This window comes from Microvirga sp. TS319, assembly GCF_041276405.1.
In the GTDB taxonomy this organism is placed as follows: Bacteria; Pseudomonadota; Alphaproteobacteria; order Rhizobiales; family Beijerinckiaceae; genus Microvirga.
On record NZ_JBGGGT010000001.1, the window covers coordinates 62,157 to 80,217 of the forward strand.

Genomic DNA, 18,061 nt, shown 5'->3' on the forward strand with positions numbered 1-18,061 from the left:
TGGTCGGGAAAGCAGAGCCGCCGGATGGGACCATCACCGGCGCCACCAAACAACGGCCCCAGCCGGATTGAAATCAGGCGAGGACCCGGGAAGGGACTAGGGATATTGCTGAGAGGAGCAGCCGATGCTCACGGCTCGACCAGCTTGTTGCGAACCGCGTAGAGGGCGAGCTCGACCCCGGAGCGCAGGTTGAGCTTGCGCATGGCCGAGGTGCGGTGGGTCTCCACGGTCTTGATGCTGACCGACCAGCGCTCGGCGATCTCCCTATTGGTCTGGCCCTCGGCGACAAGCTGGATGACCTCCCGCTCGCGCGACGTCAGGGTGTCGGACGTCACGACCTTGTCCCCCGCAAGGAAGGTGTCGAGAAGCGTCTCGGAAACCTGGGGAGAGAAGTACGGCTTCTTCCGCAGGAGGGCCTGAACCGCCCTGATGATCTCGGCATCATCCTCGGTCTTGAGCAGGTATCCCCGTGCTCCGGCTTTCAGTACGTCGCGTATCACGTCCTCGTTGTTGTGCATCGTGTAGACCAGAACCTCGGTCTTTGGGCAGGCCTGCCGGATCTGGCGGGTTGCCTCGAGGCCGTTGAGCACCGGAAGCGAATAATCGAGGATCGCCACGTCCGGCGGACTGACGGTGGCCAACTCGACGGCCATCCGGCCGTTCTCGGCTTCGCCGCAGACCTCCCAGCCCGGCTGCGCCTCGATGAGCGTGCGGAGGCCACGGCGGACGATGGAATGGTCATCGGTAATCAGGATCCTTACGGTCATGGGCCTCCCTCCGTGTCGGGAGATGTAGTGCCTGCCGGCCTCCCGCCGATAGGGGATGCACCTGTCCTCCTCTCAGGGTTTTCCTGAAGGGTCGCCGGGGCTCGTCCCGGGAGGGGCATCCTGTGGAGCGGACAACTGAACTCCACCGACATCCCCGGAGCTGCCGCCCGGCAGCGTCGGAAACAGGAGATGGACCCTCGTCCCGTGTCCTTCCTCGCTCTCGAGACGAACCTCCCCATTGCTCTGCTGGACGAAGCCGAGCACCTGGCTGAGGCCGAGGCCGTTGCCCTGTCCCTTCGTGGTGAAGAACGGATCGAAGGCTTGTTCGACGACCGCAGGAGCCATGCCGACCCCCTGATCAATGACGGAAAGCCGCAGCCACGCTTGGCTGGCCCGCTCGCCGCCCTCGGCGCCCAGGGCGGTCGGGAAGGGGTGAGGCGGGGCGGAAAGCCCGGTCTCCACCTTGAGGGTGCCGCCGTCGGGCATGGCGTCCCGCGAGTTGAGCACGAGATTGAGGAGCGTTGCCTCGAGCTGCACCGGGTCCAGGAGACAAGTGGCACCATCGCTTGCCAGCGAGATTTCGATCACGATCCGGGGACCTGCGGCCTGCTTCAGGATCATGGCGAACCCCGAGACCAAGTCGTCGATTACTGTGAGGCGGGGCCGGAGGTCCTGCCGCCTCGCGAAGGCGAGGAGGCTTTCGGTCATGCTCTTCGCGCTCCTGAGGACATGCTCCGTCTCCTCGACCAGTGAAAGGGCATCGGGATTGTTCTTCAGCGAAGGTTTGAGAAGCGTGCAGGCCGTTTGGACGACGCGGATCGTGTTGCCGAAATCGTGCGCGATGCCGCCGGCGATGCGCCCGAGAGACTCCATTCGTTGGACACGCCTGAGCCGGGCCTGTTCCTCACGCTCGCGCCGGCGGCTCCTGGACAGGCTGTACACGAGCGCCGCCAAGAGGGCGAGGAGCACCGCCATGGCGCCGATCACCACGGCAGCGTGTCCTCGCCAGGGGCGCAGCACGGATCGCTGCGCCAGGCCGACGAGCACGAGGGCGGGAACATTGTCCAGAGTACTGTATCCGATGACCCTCTCCATGCGGTCTATCGGGCTGGTTCCCCAGAAGACGCCGGACGGACCGTGAGACAGGTAGTCGAAGGCCGTGCCCGGGACCGCCAGCGACTTTCCTATGGCCTCGTCGGCAGCCGGGGTGCGCACCAGGAGGGTTCCGTCGCTGAGGGCGATCTCGATGAATCCACCATCGGCTATCCGGAGCCTGCGGTAGAAGGTCTCGTAGAACCGAAGGTCGACTGCAGCCACGACGATGCCGCCAAAGGTGCCATCAGGCCGGTCGATCCTCCGACTCAGGGTGACCAACCACGCGTTGTCGACCTTGCTTCGCCGCGGATGCCCGACCCGGAGGCCGAGACCGGGGGTGTCCCTGAGCGCCTGGAAGGCGGCGCTGTCAACGGCATCCACTCCCAATACGTCGGGGTAACCCGAGGACTGAGTGGGGAGGCCATCGGTACCGATCACGTAGATGGCGCTAACGTAGGGGAGGGAGCTGACCCGGTTTCTCAACATCTCCTCGAAAGTCGCATCGTGCTTGGGCACGTCGTATGTCGAGAGGACGTCACGGATTGAGAGAAGGGTCAGGTCAACCGCCTGAAAGGTACGCTCGGTCTGCTCGGCCAATAGAAGAACGAGGTTGCTGACGATCCCTTCGCCACGCTCAATTGCGTCGTTATAGCTATACCATAGGTCCAGAGTGCCGATCAGCACGATGGCTGCAGCTAGCATGCCGGCCAGGGCCAGGAAGCTGGTGAATCCAAGGGATCTGAACCTCACGCGAGCGATCCTCCTCGGCTGGAGAATGGCCGGGACGCTAGAGCATCGAATTGATCCCATTATAGAACAGCGCATCGTTCTTGCGAAAAATCGGGGTCACTTTTTCGCACGATGCGCGGCCCGAGAAGTAGCCTCGTCGCGCTCATAATCTATTGCACGCACCTGTGTCGTTTCGGCAGGGGGCATCCGCATGACAGGCGCGAGGACACCTCCGGGCCCTGTAACGACGGCTTGGCGATCGAGGTGACGGCAACGGCCAAGGTTTGGCCGTATTGGCCCGGTAGCTCAGGACAATGTCGAACGAGAACAAACAACCTCTCGAGGAAGCCGTTGAGGAGACGATCGAATTGGCCCATCAGGCCATCGAGCAGACTCGGGCCGAAATCGCACGCTCGCAGGCCTTGAGCCAAGCCGAGGCTGATCTTGCGCAATCGATCAATCAGATTGGCAAGGACCAGGACGATCTTGCCGCCAGGCCATGATCACCCGCACCGGGCCATCGCCTCGGTTGGACCATCGCACGAACCGGCCGCCCCGGGTGCAGGGCATCCGTCCTGATCCATGCGGATTGGCCTAGAGGTACCTTCATTCGGCCGAGATGCAGCCTACTGATACAGCCTACTTGCGCGTCTTGTCGTCGTAAACGTGGGGCCGGTCACCGGGGGACACAGAAGAGGTGCTGGTCGTGCCCGCAGTCGTCGTCCGTGACCGCCCGCGCATGAAGTACCAGACGATGGCGGCGATGATCACCAGAGCGATGATGACCCACAGCCACGTCAGGCCGCTCTCAGCATCGACCGCAGGGCTGGCGGGTGCGCCGGTTCCGGCAGGGGGGGTGGCTTGGGCGAGGGCCGTGTTCACCGCGCTGAGCGTGCCGGCCATCGCGAGATGGAGCCTCTTGAGCATCATGGTCCTCCCATAACCCTGAGGGCTGCGAGTCAACGTCGGCCCCAAGCCCACGTTCCTGCGCATCGGATCCGCCTTGCTGATCATGCCCAGCCGGGAAGGTCTCTTCCCCGCCGGCGGCCGTCGGGCGTGAGCTGGCCGACCGCATCGGGCAACTCCCCCGAGACCTCGGATAGGGACTGCCCGAGCATCGGACGCAAAAGTGGGAATCGGTTTTGCGTGAAAAGATGCTCATAATCAAAATGTTACAGCATCGGATGTGGGCTCGATGTCACGTCCGATGCTGTAGAGAGAAGCGCGTCGCTTGAGCGGACCCGAAGGGCCGGGTCAGCACGAGGCACTAGCCGCGTGACATGTCCAGGGGCGGCTCGACGCCTTCGCGCAGCGGGCTCACATAGGGTGTCTCACGGGTTCTCTCTGCGAGATCGGCCTTGGCCGCGGCGATCAGGGACGGATCGGTCATCGCGGCCATGCCCGTTGCAGCCATGGCTTTGGCGACATGCACCATCGCCTTGTGTGCGGCCGGCATCTTTCCCTGAGCGACAACCTGCCATGTGTGGAACGGAGTGCCGATTGCCACCGTCGGAGCATGGGCCTGCACTGTCGGCACCACCCAGCTCACGTCGCCGATATCGGTTGAGCCGACCATCGGCTTGCGCGGTGACGCGAGCGGCACAAGGAAGTCAGCGAGAGGCGCATCCGACTTCGGCTGGCCGACGGCCCGGTACACGGAGGCAATCTCCTGCTCGGAAAGCGTTGCGCGGATCTTCTTGGCGAAATCACGGTCCGTGTCGTCGAAGGGAGGAGGTCCGAGTTCTTCCATCGCATTGTGCAGTGCGTGCTCCAAGGGCGTATTGCCGAGGGTGTTCGACACGGCACTGACGATCCGCATCTCCACACGTGTCTCGGTCATGAGAGCAGCACCCTGCGCGATCTTGTGCACGCGCTCGACCAGGTCGAGCATTCCGCCAAGATCCATGGCACGTATGGAATAGCGCACGCGGGCATACGCCTGCACCACGTTGGGAGCGATGCCACCCGTGTCGAGAAGGGCATAATGCACGCGCGCATCGGATGGCATGTGCTCGCGCATGTAGTTCACGCCCACATTCATGAGCTCCACCGCGTCGAGCGCACTGCGGCCCAGATGGGGAGCCGCGGCGGCATGGGCTGCGCGTCCGGTAAAGGAGAAATCAGCGCGGGTATTGGCGAGTGACAAGGCCGGCGCAACTTCCCAGAAGCTGTAGGGATGCCAGGAGATGGCGATATCGGCATCGTCGAAAGCGCCCGCACGCACCATAAAGGCCTTGGCCGCTCCGCCCTCTTCCGCCGGGCAGCCGTAATAGCGGACGCGGCCCGGAATTCCCTTTTCGGCAAGCCAGGTCTTCAGGGCGACCGCCGCCAGCATTGCGCCGGATCCCAGAAGGTTATGGCCGCATCCGTGTCCATGTCCGCCGGCTTCGATAGGCCTATGCTCCGCGACACCGGATTCCTGGCTCAATCCCGGGAGAGCATCGTACTCGCCCAGGAAGGCGATCACGGGCCCGCCTTCGCCTGCTTCGGCGATGACGGCCGTGGGAATGCCTGCGATGCCTTCCGTGACGCGAAAGCCCTGATGCCGCAACTCGGCGGCGTGCTCGGCCGAGGAGCGCACTTCGGTGTAGCAGACCTCAGGCATTCCCCAGACCCTGTCGCTCAAGGCGATGAGCCGGTCCTTGGCGGCGTCCACATGCTGCCAAATCTCATTTCGAACGTTCATGATCTTGCTCCGAATTCAGCTTTGCGAGTTCGCCCGAACAGGTTCTAGAGGGCGCCTGCTTCCGCGGACACCAGCTCATCAGTGGGTGGAATGCGTCCCTCGAACCAATAGGCGGCAGCGGCACGTGACATCGCCGCGCCGTCATGGCCCACGCCCGCGATGCGGATCAGCGTCCAGTTGAACGGCAGGCCAAGACGCTCGGCTTCCCGACGAGCGAAGTCGTAGACGAAATGCGCACGCGCATAGCGATGCGGCCCCTGACCCAGGGCCTCGGCTTGGGCGGGCAGATTGGGATCGTCCGTGCTGGTGTCCTGATCTCCCGCGAAGATATGCATTGGGTAGGCGAACCAGCGTGCGATGGCGGATTCATCGAGGCCGAGCCCGCCGAGGCCCTCGGGGAAGCTGCGCTGCAGGGTCGGCAGGGTATACCAGCCCGGATTCGCGGCAGCCACAGCCTCGAAAGGTTCATGGCTCTGGGTGGCCAACAGGCGGTGGGCGAATTGTCCGCCGGCTGAATGGCCGTAGAGGTGAGCCTTCGTGCGACGCGTCACGCCACCTCTCCGCAGGGCGGCAAAGACGCGGGCAGGAACGGCGTAGAGCCACTTCTCCGCAGGTCGGACGCTCCCGTCGCCTTCGACGACCAAACCGTTATTGTAGGATTCCGCATTGGGAAAATGCTCGTTGGAAAAGGTCGGCGCAGCGATCAGGATGCGGTGCTCTTCTGCGGCTGGAATCCAGAAGTCTCTGTACTCGTCACCATTGCGGAGCATGCCGTGCTGGACGATGACCACCGGATCATCAGGTCCGTGATCCGCCGGGCGGTAGACGTTCACATTCAGCGGCCGGTCTGGATGGAACGGATCGACGAAAGGAAGCGTGCTGCGGCCGATCTCGGGGGTGAGCGTGGTCGTGGTCATGGAGTGTCCGAACGGTGTAAATGACAGGCGGCACTGCGGCCGGGGGCGATCTCCCGCAGGGCCGGGCGGACCTCACGGCATTTCGCCATGGCGTGCTCGCAGCGGGGATGGAAGGGGCAGCCGCTGGGCGGTGCGAGAGGTGAGGGCAGTTCGCCCTTGAGCGGCTGGAACGCACGTCTGCGCCGCGCCGTCGACGGGCTCGCGGCGATGAGCGCCGCACTGTAGGGGTGGGCCGGATCGGTGAAGACAGCGGAAGCCGCGCCAATCTCGACGATGCGTCCGAGATACATGATCGCGACCCTGTCGCTGATATGCCGGACGACACCCAGATCGTGGCTGACGAAGAGATAGGTCAGTCCGTGCTTCTCACGGACATCCATGAACAGGTTGATCACCTGAGCCTGGATTGAGACATCGAGTGCCGAGACCGGCTCGTCGCAGACCAAGAAGTCCGGCTTCACCGCGAGCGCACGGGCAATGCCGATGCGCTGTCGCTGTCCGCCGGAGAACTGGTGCGGATAGCGATTGCGATAGGCGAGATCGAGACCGACCTCGGTCAGGGCCTTGTCTACGGCTGCGTCGATCTCGCTTTTCGGCAAAAGACGATGAACCCGCAGAGCTTCGCCGACGATCTTGTGGACCTGCATACGTGGATCGAGCGACGCGTAAGGGTCCTGAAAAACCATCTGGACTTTGAGCAGATAGTTCAGGCGCTCCTTCCCCCGGAGCTTCGCGGTGGGCCTGCCCTCAAAGGCGACGTCGCCCCCACTGGGCTTGGCAATACCCGTCGCGATCCGTGCAAGCGTGGACTTGCCGCAGCCGGACTCGCCGACGAGGCCCAGCACCTCGCCGCGCATCACGCTGAGATCCACGCCGTCGACGGCTTTCAGGACCGGCGGCGGCGAAGCGTTGCCGGTCGCGGCAAGAAGGCGCTGCGCGAATGTCTGCTTGCCGCGAAAGTGCTTCTTCACATCTCGCAGCTCAAAGAAGGGGGCGTTCATGGGGCGCTGCCCTCGGATACGGGGTTGTGGCAGCGGTAACTGTGCCCGTTCGCCAGAATCTGCGGCGAGGGGTTGATCTCCGCGCAGCGAGGAAGGGCACGCCCGCATCGCGGGCGGAAGGGACAGCCACTCGGACGTGCATCGATGCTGGGCGCGGCTCCGTCAATCTGCTTCAGGCGCTCGCCCGGAGCAACGGTCGCGGCGGACGAGCCAAGCAATCCAAGCGTGTAGGGATGGCGGGGCCGGTCCAGAACGTCATCGACAGTTCCGGTCTCCACGATCTGCCCGGCATACATGACGGCAACGCGGTCGGCGAGTTCCGCGACGACTGCGAGATCGTGGGTGATCCAGAGCACGGCGGTGCCCGTCTCGCGGCTGAGTTTCTGCACCTCGAACAGGATCTGACTTTGGATTGTCACGTCGAGCGCTGTCGTCGGCTCGTCGGCGATGATCAGGTCGGGCTCGTTCAGCAGGGCTGTCGCGATCGCGACTCGCTGGCGCATGCCGCCCGAGAACTCGTGCGGATACTGTCTCAGGCGCGCATCGGGCGAGGGGATGCCCACCCGCGACAGGGCACGCGAGGCCTCGGTCATCGCCTCTTCACGGCTGCAGGCGCGATGCTCCAGGATGGCCTCGCACATCTGCTCGCCGATGGTGAGGACAGGATTGAGCGTCATCAGCGGATCCTGGAAGATCATCGCGATGCGGTCACCCCGCAGGCTGCGCAGTCGCTCCTCGGAGGCTTGCCGCAAGTCCTCGCCCTTAAACAGCACATCGCCCGTTACGATCTCGCCAGGCGGATCGATGAGCTGGACCAGCGAGAAGCCGGTCACGGACTTGCCCGAGCCGGATTCTCCGACAAGGCCCACGATCTCTCCCGCCTGCACGGAGAGATCGACCCCGTTGACAGCGGGCCATGCTCCCGCGAGGTCATGAAACACGGTCTTGAGCCCGTGGACGTCCAGAAGCGGCGATGTCATGCGCCCCTCACGTTGAAGCTGCGGCGGAGGCGTTCGCCCACGAGGTTGAGTGACATGATCAAGAGCACAAGCGCGATGCCGGGAAAGGCCGCGATCCAGTATTCTCCCGACAGCAGGAACTCGAAGCCGTTGGAAATCAGCAGGCCGAGCGAAGGTTCGGTCACGGGAACGCCGACGCCGAGGAAGGAGAGGGTGGCTTCCAGCGTAATCGCGCTCGCGATGTTGATGGTGGTGACCACGAGCACCGCACCGACGGAATTCGGCAGCAGATGAGCCAGCATGATGTGGCGCGTCGGGAGGCCGAAATTGACGGCGGCCTCGATATATTCCTTGCGCCGCTCCACCAGGGCGGCCGCGCGCATCAGCCGGGCATACTGCGCCCATTGCACCAGGATGATCGCGAGAATCACCTTGTCGACGCCTCGCCCAATCGAGGCGAGCAGGACAAGGGCGATCAGGATTGACGGAAAGCCGAGCATGAAATCGACGACGCGCATGATCGCCGCGTCAACGGCACCACCGAATTGCGCAGCGACAAGGCCAGCAAGAATGCCGATGGCGAGGGCGCCCACGGTCGATGTCAGGCCCACGAGCAGGCTGGTACGAAGACCGTAGAGGATCGCACTCAGCATGTCGCGGCCCTGAGCATCGGTGCCGAGCCAGTAGGTGATGCCGCTCATGCCCTGCGAGCCGGGCTCCAGGCGGTTGTCCATCACGCTTAAGGTGGCAAGGTCGTACGGGTTCTGCGGCGCGATGAAGGGGGCGAGCAGGGCCACAAGCAGAAGGATGCCGAGAAGGATCACTGCACCGCGCGTCGTGGGACGACTGCTGATCCGGCGCAGCACTTTTCGCCGCATCGGTGTGTTGGCGTCGTCGGGCACGGCGGCTGCCGCCGAATTCAGCGGCTTCATGCCATTTCTCCCGTCAGCTTCACGCGTGGATCGAGCGCCGCGTAGAGAACGTCGACCAGGAAATTCACGGCAACGAACAGCAAGGTCGCGAGCATCACGTAGGCGACGACCACTGGACGGTCGAGATGATAGATGCTGTCGATCAGGAGCTTGCCCATGCCCGGCCAGGCGAACACGGTCTCGGTGATCGTCGAGAAGGCGACGAGGCTGCCGAATTCCATGCCCGCCACTGTGACGACGGGGATCAGGATGTTGCGCAGGATGTGGCGCCCGACGATACGCTTGCGGCGCACGCCCTTGGCGCGAGCATATTTCACGTAGTCCTGCGTCATCGCTTCCGTCGTTCCGGCCGCAACGAGCCGGATCATCAGGGCCATGTTCGGAACGGCGAGATTGAGCGCGGGCAGGGCGAGATGCTTGAGGCCGTCGAGCGTCAGCAGGCTTGTCGGGATGCCGAGAACGGAAACCGTCTCACCGCGTCCGGCCGTGGGCAGCCATCCGAGAAAGACGCTGAAGAGCAGGATGAGCATCATGCCCTTCCAGAAGCTCGGAAGGGAGAAACCGAGGATCGTCCCGGCCATGATCGCGCGGCTCGGGCGGCTCTCGGGGTTGAGGCCGGCCAGAAGGCCGAGCGGCACGCCGATGGCGGCCGCCCCACTCATCGCCAGAAGCACCAGCTCGAAGGTGGCCGGGAGCCTGCCTACGATCAGGTCGACTGCGGGAATGCCATGAACGAAGGAGCGGCCGAGATCGCCCTTCAGGGCATTGCCGAGGAAGGACAGATATTGTTGCCAGATGGGCAGATCGAGACCGAGGCGGCGGACCATCGCCATGCGTTCCGCAGCGCTGACCTGCGGAGGAACCAGAAGTTCGATCGGATCTCCGATGCCGTAGACGGCGAGGAAGACCACGATGGAAACTGCGAGCAGAACCAGGACACTCTGGATCAGACGCTGCAAGATGTAAGCAGTCATGTCAGGCGTTCCGGTCTGCTCGCGGTTACGTTGAGGAGGCTTACTTCGCCGGCTTCACCTGCATGGCCATCGTGAACTGGTCGGCGCGGCCGACATAGGTCAGGTTCGACTTGTAGGCCCAGACGGTGCTTTCGAAATGCAGCGGGATGAATGCGCCGCCTTCGAGAACCTTCATGCCGGCCTGATTGAGAAGCTCGGACCGCTTTGCGTCGTCGAGAGTGACGATTGCCGTGCGGATGAGCTTGTCGAACTCGGGATCAGCATAGCCGCCGTAGTTGGATCCGCCGATGGTCTTTGCCTCGTCCGGCGTCGCAGGCCATTGACGCAGGAAGGACGAAGCCTCGCCGCTCGTGGAGCCCCAGCCGCCGAGTGCCACGCTGAACTCCTTCTTGGAGCGGCGCGGGAAGTAGATGGCGCGCGCCATCGCGTCCACCTCGGCGCGGATGCCGACCTGGGTCAGGTACTGCGCTACGGCCTGCGTAATCTGGCTGTCGTTGATGTAACGGTCGTTCGTGGTCGCGAGCGTCACCTGAAATCCGTTCGGATACCCCGCCTCGGCCAGGAGCTTCTTCGCCTGGGCCGGATCGTAGGCGAGCTTGGGCGGGTTCGTCAGGGCGCCAAACATCCCGGCGGGCAGGAATTGGTAGGCGGGTTCGGCCGCGCCGTCCATGATGCGCTTGACGATGGCGTCGCGGTCGATGGCCAGCGACATCGCTTTGCGGACGCGCGGATCCTTCAGCGGGTTCTTGCCGTTGTCGGCCTTCACGAACGGGCTTGGTTCGCGCTCCACATCGAGCTGGAAGTAGATCACGCGCGTCGAGGGCGTGATCACATAGCCGAAGCGCTTGTCGTCCTTGATCCGGCTGACGTCGCGCGCGGCCGGATTCTCGATCACATCGTAGTCCCCTGCCAGCAGGCCAGCCAGACGGGGACCGGCATTGGGAACCGGCACGAAGGTCACATTGGCCCAAGGCTCAGCAGGGCCCCAGTATTTCTCGTTGCGCTCGAGCTCGACGCTCGTTCCCTTCGTGTAGCTCTTGAACTTGTAGGGTCCCGTGCCGATGGCGAGCTTGCCGTCGTTGAAGTCGCCGACGACAGGCCATGCGCCGGTCACTCCACAGTTCTTTGCGACGTCGAAGGTCAGCTTGTCATGCGGAAGAATGGAAGAGCTCAGGATGGCCACAGCGGACAGGAAGTTCGGCAGCAGCGGATCCGGCGCCTTCGTGGTAATGACGACGGTGTACGGGTCGGGGGCTTCGACCGCCGTGAAGTTGCCGGTAATGTCGGCGAAGGAGCCGGCGATTGCGGTCTCGTTCTTCAAGGTCCGGCAGAAGCTGAAGATCACATCGTCGGCGGTGAACGGCTTGCCGTTGGAGAACGTCACTCCCTGGCGGAGCTTGAACGTCCAGCGAATCTGCCCGTCGTTCTCCCACGACGTCGCGAGGCTGGGCAGAACCGTCTGCTTCTCATCCTGCTTGGTGAGCCCGTCGAAGATATGCGCCGCGAGGGCATTGTTCGGCGTCAGATCGTGATAATGTGGATCGATGGCGGTCGGCTCGGAGCTGAGTGCGACCTTGAGGGACTGGGCCCACGCAGGAGCGCTGAGCAGGCATGTGCCGGCGACGAAGGCGGATATCAGTGGACGATGCATGGAATTGCTTCTCCGTTCCCAGGGTGCTGTCTTTTGACAGATTTATTTTCAGGAATTAGAAAACATGAAAATGTACTGACGTCAATCTGGGTGGAGCGTCCATGTCCCATGTTCTGAAGCCGACGACGGACCTCGCCAACCGCATTTCTTTCCACTATCCCTCGCTCACCGGCGCACCGCGCCGTGCAGCGGATTTCGTGCTGCAGAATCCTCTCGAAACGGCGACGATGACCATCGAAGGTTTCGCCGAGCGCAGCGGAACTTCCGCCGCGACCGTCACCCGTTTCGTGCGCATTCTCGGATACGGTGGCTATGGCGAGTTCAGGGCCGCGCTCGCGGAAGCCCTTCGGGTGGCGATGGCGCCCATCGACAGCCTCGCGGACGCGCACAGCGTGCAAGGCTCGGCCTTCTCGACCCTTGTCACCGTCCTCAAGGACCAGACCGCCAACCTGAACGAGACGATTTCGGCTCTCGACGAGGAAATCTCCTCCCGCGCGATGAAGGCTCTTCTGGAAGCGCGCCGGATCTTCATCGTCGGCTCCGGCGCGAGCCATCATGTGGCGGCTCATCTCGAGGAAGGATTGGCGCTTTATCTGGATGCCAATGTCACCTTCGCATCGTCGCGGGGCGGGCCCGAGCAGGCGATCCGCCACATCATGACCATCGGTGGGGCGGACGAGGTCATGCTGGCCATTTCCATTCCGCGATACTCTCGCGGAACCGTCGATCTCGCGAGCCTCGCCAAGAAGCGCGGGGCGACCGTGCTGGCGCTGACGGATGCACCCAGCTCACCGCTCGTGCCGATCGCCGACATGACGCTGTTCGCTCCGGCGCGAAACCGCCTGCTGCCGAATTCGCCGACCGCCGCCTTCGCACTCGCGGACGCCATCATCACGGCCGTGGCCCGGGAGCGGCCTGATGCGGTCGAAACCCTGAAGGAGCTGAGCGAAAGTCTTCTCTGGACGTTCTATCAGTGAGGGTACGAAGGTTGACCTTTTTGGCGTGACGCCCGAGTCGTGTTCCTGCACAGGGACGTGGCGCAACCGGGAGGGATCTCTGGTGGAGGTAGGGATCTCTGGTGGAGGTCTTCGGCGCCCCTAGAGCATCGGACGCGGGAAGTGGCCCCACTCTTGGGATTCCATTCGATGCTCTCTCCTTAGATGAGCGCATCGTTTGAGCGGACCCGAAGGGCCGCGTCAGGGAAAACCGAGTCCACTTTTCGCCAGAGCGGCCCGCCGGGTCCGCACGATGGATTACGGCCCATGTCATGCCCCAACCGCAATCTCCTCCCGACGCGTCAGGTGACCTAGAGCTGTTTCCGCTGATGTGGAATCAGCTCTCTTCTTTAGTCTGCCGCACTTTTTGACGGCGAACCGGATCCACTTCGCCGAAAAGTGCTCTAGTCCAAGACGAAAGGAATATGTGGCATCTTATTGACGGCGCGAAATGCCTCCAGGCGTTCAACCGCCTTTATCCCGCTCTCTACCAGGTGAGAGCTCAAGGCCGCAGCCGCAGAATCACCGTCACCACGCTTGAGTGCGCGAATAACCGCTAGATGCTCATCCGTGAAAGGGTCGATCTGCGGATGCTTCGCCAGCGCCGCCTGAATATGTTTTCCGACGACGAGCGAGCAGCGTGTACGCTTCAGCGCCTCAATGACCTCGAGGTTTCGGCCGTAGCTCAAACATTGCACATGGAGATCGTTTTCCAACTCATCCAGCTGGTTCACGGTTGCTGTCGACATCGAGCTTGCGACTGAATGGAGCCGGCGCTCCATGGCGTTCAGTTCCTCGCCGGGGATGCCTGACGCAGCGCTCTTGACCAAAAGCGGCTCAAGCACAATTCGAAGCTCGTACAAGTCTCGAACACGGGTGTCGGTGAGTGCGACGATGTACCAATGTGCATTGTCTTCCTTGCTCAGGAGGCCCGCGGCCTGAGATCGGATAAGGAGATTGCGGGCAACGGTACGGCCAACTCCGTAATGCCGCGCAAGTGCCAGCTCATTGACCCTCGCGCGACCGAAAACTGAGCGATGGATGATACTCCGCTCAAGGTCATAGTAGAGGTTCTCCCACGCATCGCTGCGCACGACTTCCGACGGGCCCAGATCGAACATCGCTGGGGTGAGTTCCAGGCGGATCGGTGAGCTGTCGGCACCGCCAACGACGACGCCACGTCCATCGAAGCGATGCACGACTCCTTCATGCTCGAGCTCTGCAAGGGCCTGCCGCACCGGCGATCGGCTGGCACGGAAAATCGACGCGAGGGCGCTCTCGGACAGAACCGCCCCCACCGGCACGCGTCCGGCTTCGATCCCTGCTTGCAGGGCCTGCTTGATCAACAGATAGGCTGGCCGCTTACGCTCGATCATTGCACTCTTGCTCTATTCAGGACTTCGGCGCTGGTGCCTCGTGCAGACTATGTGACCGCCCCGAGCGGCCACGGCACGAACTCGTTGTCACCATAGTCGAACGTCTCGCTCAACGACCGTTCACCGGATGCGACGGCAATGACCTTCTCAAAGATCCGTTTGCCGGCTTCCTCGATGCTGTCGTCGCCCGTGACGATGCCACCGCAATTGATGTCCATGTCTTCCTCCATGTGCTCGTACATGGTGGTGTTTGTCGCGATCTTGATGCAGGGCGCCGGCTTGAAGCCCGAGACGGAACCGCGCCCAGTCGTGAAGCAGATGATGTTGCATCCGCCCGCAACCTGGCCCGTTACGGCTACCGGGTCATATCCGGGGGTATCCATAAACACAAAACCCGTTCGATCAATCGGCTCGGCGTATTCATACACGGCCTCGAGCGGCATTGTCCCGCCCTTCGCAACGGCGCCAAGCGACTTCTCGAGGATGGTCGTCAGCCCTCCAGCCTTGTTGCCATGAGACGGATTATTGTTGAGCTCCGCATCATTGTTGGCCGTGTATGCGCGCCACCAATCAATCCGCTCCATCAACTTGCGCGCCACCTCCGGCGCCGTAGCCCGGCGCGTCAGGAGGTGCTCGGCCCCATAAATCTCGGGCGTTTCGGAGAGAACTGCCGTCCCCCCATGGCGAACCAGCAGGTCCGCCGCGTAGCCAAGAGCCGGGTTCGCGGAAATCCCGGAATAGCCGTCCGACCCACCGCACTGCAAGGCCAACTTCAACTCAGAGAGGGGCTGTGGGGTACGGGGCACGGCATTGACTGCGTCCAGCATCTCATGGATCGCTGCCTTGGCGGCTTCAATGGACTTCCGGGTCCCGCCCATCCGCTGGATCGTCATTGTTCGTAGGAATGCTCCCTCGGTCAGGCCCGAGCGCTCCAGGAGCATTTCGATCTGATTGGTTTCGCACCCGAGCCCGATCATGAGAATGCCGCCGAAATTCGGGTTCTGCGCATACCCGCTCAACGTCCGAACCAGGTAGCGATACCCCTCCGACGCCGTGTTGATCGCGCATCCGCCGCCATGCGTGAGGGCGACAATCCCGTCAATGTTTGAATGGTTCGCCAAGCCGCCGCCGCGATTGAAATAGTCGGCCGTTGCCTTTGCGACAGTGGCCGAGCAGTTCACGGAGCTTACGATGCCGATATAGTTTCGCGTTCCCACCGTCCCGTTCGGGCGACGAAAGCCTTGGAACGTACGGCGCTCGCCCTCCGGCAGCAGGGGAGTGGGGCGAGCGTCGGCGCAGAACTCATGTGCGACGTTGCTTTCCTGCATCGCCATATTTTGCAGGTGCACATGCTCGCCCGTCTGGATCGGCTGCGTGGCGAACCCGATGACCTGTCCATACTTTAGTATGGCCTCCCCGGTTTGAATCGGACGGAGCGCCAACTTGTGACCGCGCGGAATATCGCCCGTCGAGACCACATCATCAAGGCCAATCGGGCTTCCATTCGCGATCTTGTCGCGCGCGACAGCCACATTATCGGCCGCGTTCAGCACGATAGCTCGGGCCTCTTTCGGCAGGGCGATGGCGGGCATTGGTGCTTTCCTCTCAGGGTCGACAGAGCGAGCGCCTGTCAAAAATGGCTATTGCACGCAATGTACCACCATGCTACCAAAAAAATGTCAATAGCACCGTGAGAGTGTAGGACGGAGGAAATGCGATGATTGAGCGCAATTTAGTTGTTATGCGAAGTCACTTAAGCGTTTAACAGCGGTATTGTGCGACTTATGTCGGCGTCAATAATACCGTAAGTGGCGATTAAACCCTGATAAGGGCGCTATCAATAAAATGATCTATGAATTTGACTTCAGTTTTCTGGATGAGTACGGGCCAGATCTTTGGAATGGCACTCTGTTAACGCTCTGGATGACGGCTATTTCCATCATTCCAGGGTTCATCCTTGGGACGGCTTGCGCCGTTGGGCGCCTATACGGGCCACCCTGGCTTCAGCGCGCAACGACCGTGTATGTGGAGGCCATCCGCAACACACCGCTGGTCATTCAGGTTTTCTGGTTATTCTTTGGTCTCGCGGTTCTTTCGATACGCATTGATGCCTTCTACGCCGCTGTTATTGCGCTCGTCATCAACGTGGGGGCCTACACCGCCGAGATCATGCGGGCAGGCTTTGAGAGTATCCCGAAGGGGCAGGTCGAGGCGGCTTCGTGCCTCGCGCTCTCGCGCTGGCAGATGCTCCTTTATGTGCAGTTGCCGCAGGCGGTCGAGCGCGTTTACCCGGCTCTCGTGAGCCAGTTCATTTTGATGATGCTCGCGACCTCGATCATGTCGCAGATCTCTGCTCCCGAGCTCACAGGCGTCGCCTATCAAATTCAGTCGTTCACGTTCCGCGGCTTCGAAGTCTACGTCGTTATCGCCGTTGTCTACCTCGCGCTCGTCACGCTCCTCAGGGCCGTCCTGCTGGGCCTAGCGACCGTGGCGTTTCCCCGGCGCCGGCGCCTTGGTACTCCCCTGTAAGGCTGCATCATGCTTGGTCTGACTGTCGATCACCTTCTCTATATCGTGCGCGGTGCTGGCTGGACCCTCGTTCTGTCCCTGATGGGATTCGTAGGCGGCACGATCATCGGCTTGCCCATCGCACTGGCGCGCTCGTCGCGCGTGTGGGTACTGCGAGCGGTTTCGAGCGCCTTTGTTCAGCTGGTACAGGGAATACCGCTGCCTGTGATCATGTTCGTCGTGTATTTCGGGTTGAGCATCAGCGGCTTCGAGCTACCGGCCTTGGTGGCTGCCGGCCTTGCCATGACGGCGTATTCGGGTGCTTATCTCGGCGAGATCTGGAAGGGCTGCATCGAGGCCGTGCCGAAGACCCAATGGGAGGCTGCCGAGTGCCTGGCTCTGACTCCGATGCAGCGACTGGCGGACGTCATTCTCCCTCAGGCCATGCGCATCGCCATTCCGCCGACGGTCGGGTTCCTGGTCCAGATCGTCAAGAACACCTCGTATTCGGTCGTGATCGGCTTCTTCGATCTGACCTACTCGGCAAAAGTCATCAACAACTCAACCTACAAGCCGTTCACCGTATTCACCATCGCGGCGGTTCTCTATTTCGTCATCTGCTACCCGATGTCTGTGATGAGCCGGCGGTTCGAGCGCAAGCTGAAGCGCGCATAGGAGAACTTCCCAATGGAGCCGATGGTTCATTTCAAAGACGTACGTAAGTCTTTTGGCGCCCTGGAAGTGCTGAAGGACGTCTCTCTCGAGATCAAACGCGGCACGGTGACCGCCCTGATCGGTCGCAGCGGATCTGGAAAGAGCACGGCGCTTCGCTGCATCAATGCCTTGGAACAGATCAATAGCGGTGAACTCTACGTGTGTGGCAGAGCCCTCCACGAAGGAGAGTTCGATCTCCGCGCTCTTCGCCAGGACGTCGGGATCGTCTTTCAGAGCTACAATCTGTTCCCGCACCTGACCGTTTCGGAGAACATTACCCTGGCTCCGCGTCGGGTGAAGAAGATCGGTGCTGCCGAAGCCAAGGACCTCGCCAGAGAGGTGCTTCTGCAGGTTGGCCTCAGCGACAAGGCCGATAGCTATCCGGAGCAACTGTCCGGAGGACAGCAGCAGCGCGTCGCGATTGCCCGTTCGCTCGCGATGAAGCCGAAGCTGATGCTGTTCGATGAGGTAACGTCGGCACTCGATCCCGAACTGACCGGGGAAGTCTTGAAGGTGATCGAGAAGCTCGCTCAAAGCGGCATGACGATGGTTCTGGTGACGCATGAAATGAACTTTGCCGAACGCGTCGCCAGCCAGCTCATCTTCATGCACCACGGAAAGGTCTGGGAAACGGGCCCGGGCGACATCCTTCGCAACCCGAAGACCCCGGAACTTCAGCAATTCGTTGGCAACGGCCTTTAGCCAACAACACGAGCCGCTTTCACGGCAAACACACGACTAGGCAAACACACGACTA

General features: G+C 62.2%; 17 protein-coding genes. 5 read left to right on the forward strand and 12 right to left on the reverse strand.

Features of this window, described 5'->3' with window-relative positions; translation table 11 throughout:
- Positions 1–128 precede the first annotated feature (128 nt).
- Both AB8841_RS00235 and AB8841_RS00240 read right to left on the reverse strand, forming a co-directional pair.
- Positions 129–767, reverse strand: coding sequence for a response regulator (locus AB8841_RS00235; RefSeq protein WP_370433882.1), 639 nt, complete (start codon positions 765–767; stop codon positions 129–131).
- Positions 768–839: 72 nt separating this feature from the next.
- Positions 840–2,612: an ATP-binding protein gene (locus AB8841_RS00240; protein WP_370433883.1), complete on the reverse strand. Its 1,773-nt coding sequence runs from the start codon at positions 2,610–2,612 to the stop codon at positions 840–842.
- Between the two features lie 293 nt (positions 2,613–2,905).
- On the opposite strand from AB8841_RS00240, the gene AB8841_RS00245 reads away from it, so the two are divergent.
- Positions 2,906–3,094, forward strand: coding sequence for a hypothetical protein (locus tag AB8841_RS00245; protein ID WP_370433884.1), 189 nt, complete (start codon positions 2,906–2,908; stop codon positions 3,092–3,094).
- A 136-nt stretch (positions 3,095–3,230) separates the two neighbouring features.
- Here the strand turns inward: AB8841_RS00245 and AB8841_RS00250 are convergent, their stop codons facing one another.
- The 8 genes from AB8841_RS00250 to AB8841_RS00285 all read right to left on the reverse strand — a co-directional run bounded on the left by AB8841_RS00250 (position 3,231) and on the right by AB8841_RS00285 (position 11,711).
- On the reverse strand, positions 3,231–3,521 hold the full coding sequence (locus AB8841_RS00250; protein WP_370433885.1) for a hypothetical protein: 291 nt from the start codon (positions 3,519–3,521) through the stop codon (positions 3,231–3,233).
- 337 nt (positions 3,522–3,858) lie between these two features.
- The gene (locus tag AB8841_RS00255; protein ID WP_370433886.1) at positions 3,859–5,277 is read right to left on the reverse strand and encodes a M20 family metallopeptidase; all 1,419 of its coding nucleotides are present in this window, start codon (positions 5,275–5,277) and stop codon (positions 3,859–3,861) included.
- A 44-nt stretch (positions 5,278–5,321) separates the two neighbouring features.
- Entirely contained in the window at positions 5,322–6,194 is an 873-nt protein-coding gene (locus AB8841_RS00260) for an alpha/beta hydrolase (RefSeq protein ID WP_370433887.1), read from the reverse strand.
- Positions 6,191–7,195: an ABC transporter ATP-binding protein gene (locus AB8841_RS00265; protein ID WP_370433888.1), complete on the reverse strand. Its 1,005-nt coding sequence runs from the start codon at positions 7,193–7,195 to the stop codon at positions 6,191–6,193. Before AB8841_RS00265 ends, AB8841_RS00260 begins: the two co-directional genes overlap by 4 nt.
- On the reverse strand, positions 7,192–8,175 hold the full coding sequence (locus AB8841_RS00270; RefSeq protein ID WP_370433889.1) for an ABC transporter ATP-binding protein: 984 nt from the start codon (positions 8,173–8,175) through the stop codon (positions 7,192–7,194). Before AB8841_RS00270 ends, AB8841_RS00265 begins: the two co-directional genes overlap by 4 nt.
- Positions 8,172–9,086: an ABC transporter permease gene (locus AB8841_RS00275; RefSeq protein ID WP_370433890.1), complete on the reverse strand. Its 915-nt coding sequence runs from the start codon at positions 9,084–9,086 to the stop codon at positions 8,172–8,174. Before AB8841_RS00275 ends, AB8841_RS00270 begins: the two co-directional genes overlap by 4 nt.
- Positions 9,083–10,060: an ABC transporter permease gene (locus tag AB8841_RS00280; protein WP_370433891.1), complete on the reverse strand. Its 978-nt coding sequence runs from the start codon at positions 10,058–10,060 to the stop codon at positions 9,083–9,085. Before AB8841_RS00280 ends, AB8841_RS00275 begins: the two co-directional genes overlap by 4 nt.
- A 40-nt stretch (positions 10,061–10,100) precedes the next feature.
- Positions 10,101–11,711: an ABC transporter substrate-binding protein gene (locus AB8841_RS00285; protein ID WP_370433892.1), complete on the reverse strand. Its 1,611-nt coding sequence runs from the start codon at positions 11,709–11,711 to the stop codon at positions 10,101–10,103.
- Between the two features lie 101 nt (positions 11,712–11,812).
- On the opposite strand from AB8841_RS00285, the gene AB8841_RS00290 reads away from it, so the two are divergent.
- On the forward strand, positions 11,813–12,688 hold the full coding sequence (locus tag AB8841_RS00290; protein WP_370433893.1) for a MurR/RpiR family transcriptional regulator: 876 nt from the start codon (positions 11,813–11,815) through the stop codon (positions 12,686–12,688).
- A 422-nt stretch (positions 12,689–13,110) separates the two neighbouring features.
- Here the strand turns inward: AB8841_RS00290 and AB8841_RS00295 are convergent, their stop codons facing one another.
- Both AB8841_RS00295 and AB8841_RS00300 read right to left on the reverse strand, forming a co-directional pair.
- Positions 13,111–14,082 carry a GntR family transcriptional regulator gene (locus AB8841_RS00295; protein ID WP_370433894.1) on the reverse strand — a complete coding sequence of 324 codons (972 nt, stop codon included), beginning with the start codon at positions 14,080–14,082 and terminating at the stop codon, positions 13,111–13,113.
- 47 nt (positions 14,083–14,129) lie between these two features.
- Positions 14,130–15,674, reverse strand: coding sequence for a UxaA family hydrolase (locus AB8841_RS00300; protein WP_370433895.1), 1,545 nt, complete (start codon positions 15,672–15,674; stop codon positions 14,130–14,132).
- Between the two features lie 253 nt (positions 15,675–15,927).
- Here AB8841_RS00300 and AB8841_RS00305 point away from each other — a divergent pair, with 253 nt between their 5' ends.
- Genes AB8841_RS00305 through AB8841_RS00315 form a run of 3 tightly spaced genes read left to right on the forward strand, consistent with a single transcriptional unit; the run spans position 15,928 to position 18,006 of the window.
- Entirely contained in the window at positions 15,928–16,611 is a 684-nt protein-coding gene (locus tag AB8841_RS00305) for an amino acid ABC transporter permease (RefSeq protein WP_370433896.1), read from the forward strand.
- Positions 16,612–16,620: 9 nt separating this feature from the next.
- Positions 16,621–17,265 carry an amino acid ABC transporter permease gene (locus AB8841_RS00310; protein ID WP_370433897.1) on the forward strand — a complete coding sequence of 215 codons (645 nt, stop codon included), beginning with the start codon at positions 16,621–16,623 and terminating at the stop codon, positions 17,263–17,265.
- Positions 17,266–17,277: 12 nt separating this feature from the next.
- Complete coding sequence (locus AB8841_RS00315; protein WP_370433898.1) at positions 17,278–18,006, forward strand: amino acid ABC transporter ATP-binding protein; 729 nt, start codon at positions 17,278–17,280, stop codon at positions 18,004–18,006.
- Positions 18,007–18,061 lie beyond the last annotated feature (55 nt).

Excerpts from the sequence above, each read along its gene's own strand:
- AB8841_RS00235 (WP_370433882.1), bottom strand. The coding sequence starts at position 767 with ATGACCGTAAGGATCCTGATTACCGATGACCATTCCATCGTCCGCCGT.
- AB8841_RS00245 (WP_370433884.1), top strand. The coding sequence starts at position 2,906 with ATGTCGAACGAGAACAAACAACCTCTCGAGGAAGCCGTTGAGGAGACG.
- AB8841_RS00250 (WP_370433885.1), bottom strand. The coding sequence starts at position 3,521 with ATGATGCTCAAGAGGCTCCATCTCGCGATGGCCGGCACGCTCAGCGCG.
- AB8841_RS00255 (WP_370433886.1), bottom strand. The coding sequence starts at position 5,277 with ATGAACGTTCGAAATGAGATTTGGCAGCATGTGGACGCCGCCAAGGAC.
- AB8841_RS00260 (WP_370433887.1), bottom strand. The coding sequence starts at position 6,194 with ATGACCACGACCACGCTCACCCCCGAGATCGGCCGCAGCACGCTTCCT.
- AB8841_RS00265 (WP_370433888.1), bottom strand. The coding sequence starts at position 7,195 with ATGAACGCCCCCTTCTTTGAGCTGCGAGATGTGAAGAAGCACTTTCGC.
- AB8841_RS00270 (WP_370433889.1), bottom strand. The coding sequence starts at position 8,175 with ATGACATCGCCGCTTCTGGACGTCCACGGGCTCAAGACCGTGTTTCAT.
- AB8841_RS00275 (WP_370433890.1), bottom strand. The coding sequence starts at position 9,086 with ATGAAGCCGCTGAATTCGGCGGCAGCCGCCGTGCCCGACGACGCCAAC.
- AB8841_RS00280 (WP_370433891.1), bottom strand. The coding sequence starts at position 10,060 with ATGACTGCTTACATCTTGCAGCGTCTGATCCAGAGTGTCCTGGTTCTG.
- AB8841_RS00285 (WP_370433892.1), bottom strand. The coding sequence starts at position 11,711 with ATGCATCGTCCACTGATATCCGCCTTCGTCGCCGGCACATGCCTGCTC.
- AB8841_RS00290 (WP_370433893.1), top strand. The coding sequence starts at position 11,813 with ATGTCCCATGTTCTGAAGCCGACGACGGACCTCGCCAACCGCATTTCT.
- AB8841_RS00295 (WP_370433894.1), bottom strand. The coding sequence starts at position 14,082 with ATGATCGAGCGTAAGCGGCCAGCCTATCTGTTGATCAAGCAGGCCCTG.
- AB8841_RS00300 (WP_370433895.1), bottom strand. The coding sequence starts at position 15,674 with ATGCCCGCCATCGCCCTGCCGAAAGAGGCCCGAGCTATCGTGCTGAAC.
- AB8841_RS00305 (WP_370433896.1), top strand. The coding sequence starts at position 15,928 with ATGATCTATGAATTTGACTTCAGTTTTCTGGATGAGTACGGGCCAGAT.
- AB8841_RS00310 (WP_370433897.1), top strand. The coding sequence starts at position 16,621 with ATGCTTGGTCTGACTGTCGATCACCTTCTCTATATCGTGCGCGGTGCT.
- AB8841_RS00315 (WP_370433898.1), top strand. The coding sequence starts at position 17,278 with ATGGAGCCGATGGTTCATTTCAAAGACGTACGTAAGTCTTTTGGCGCC.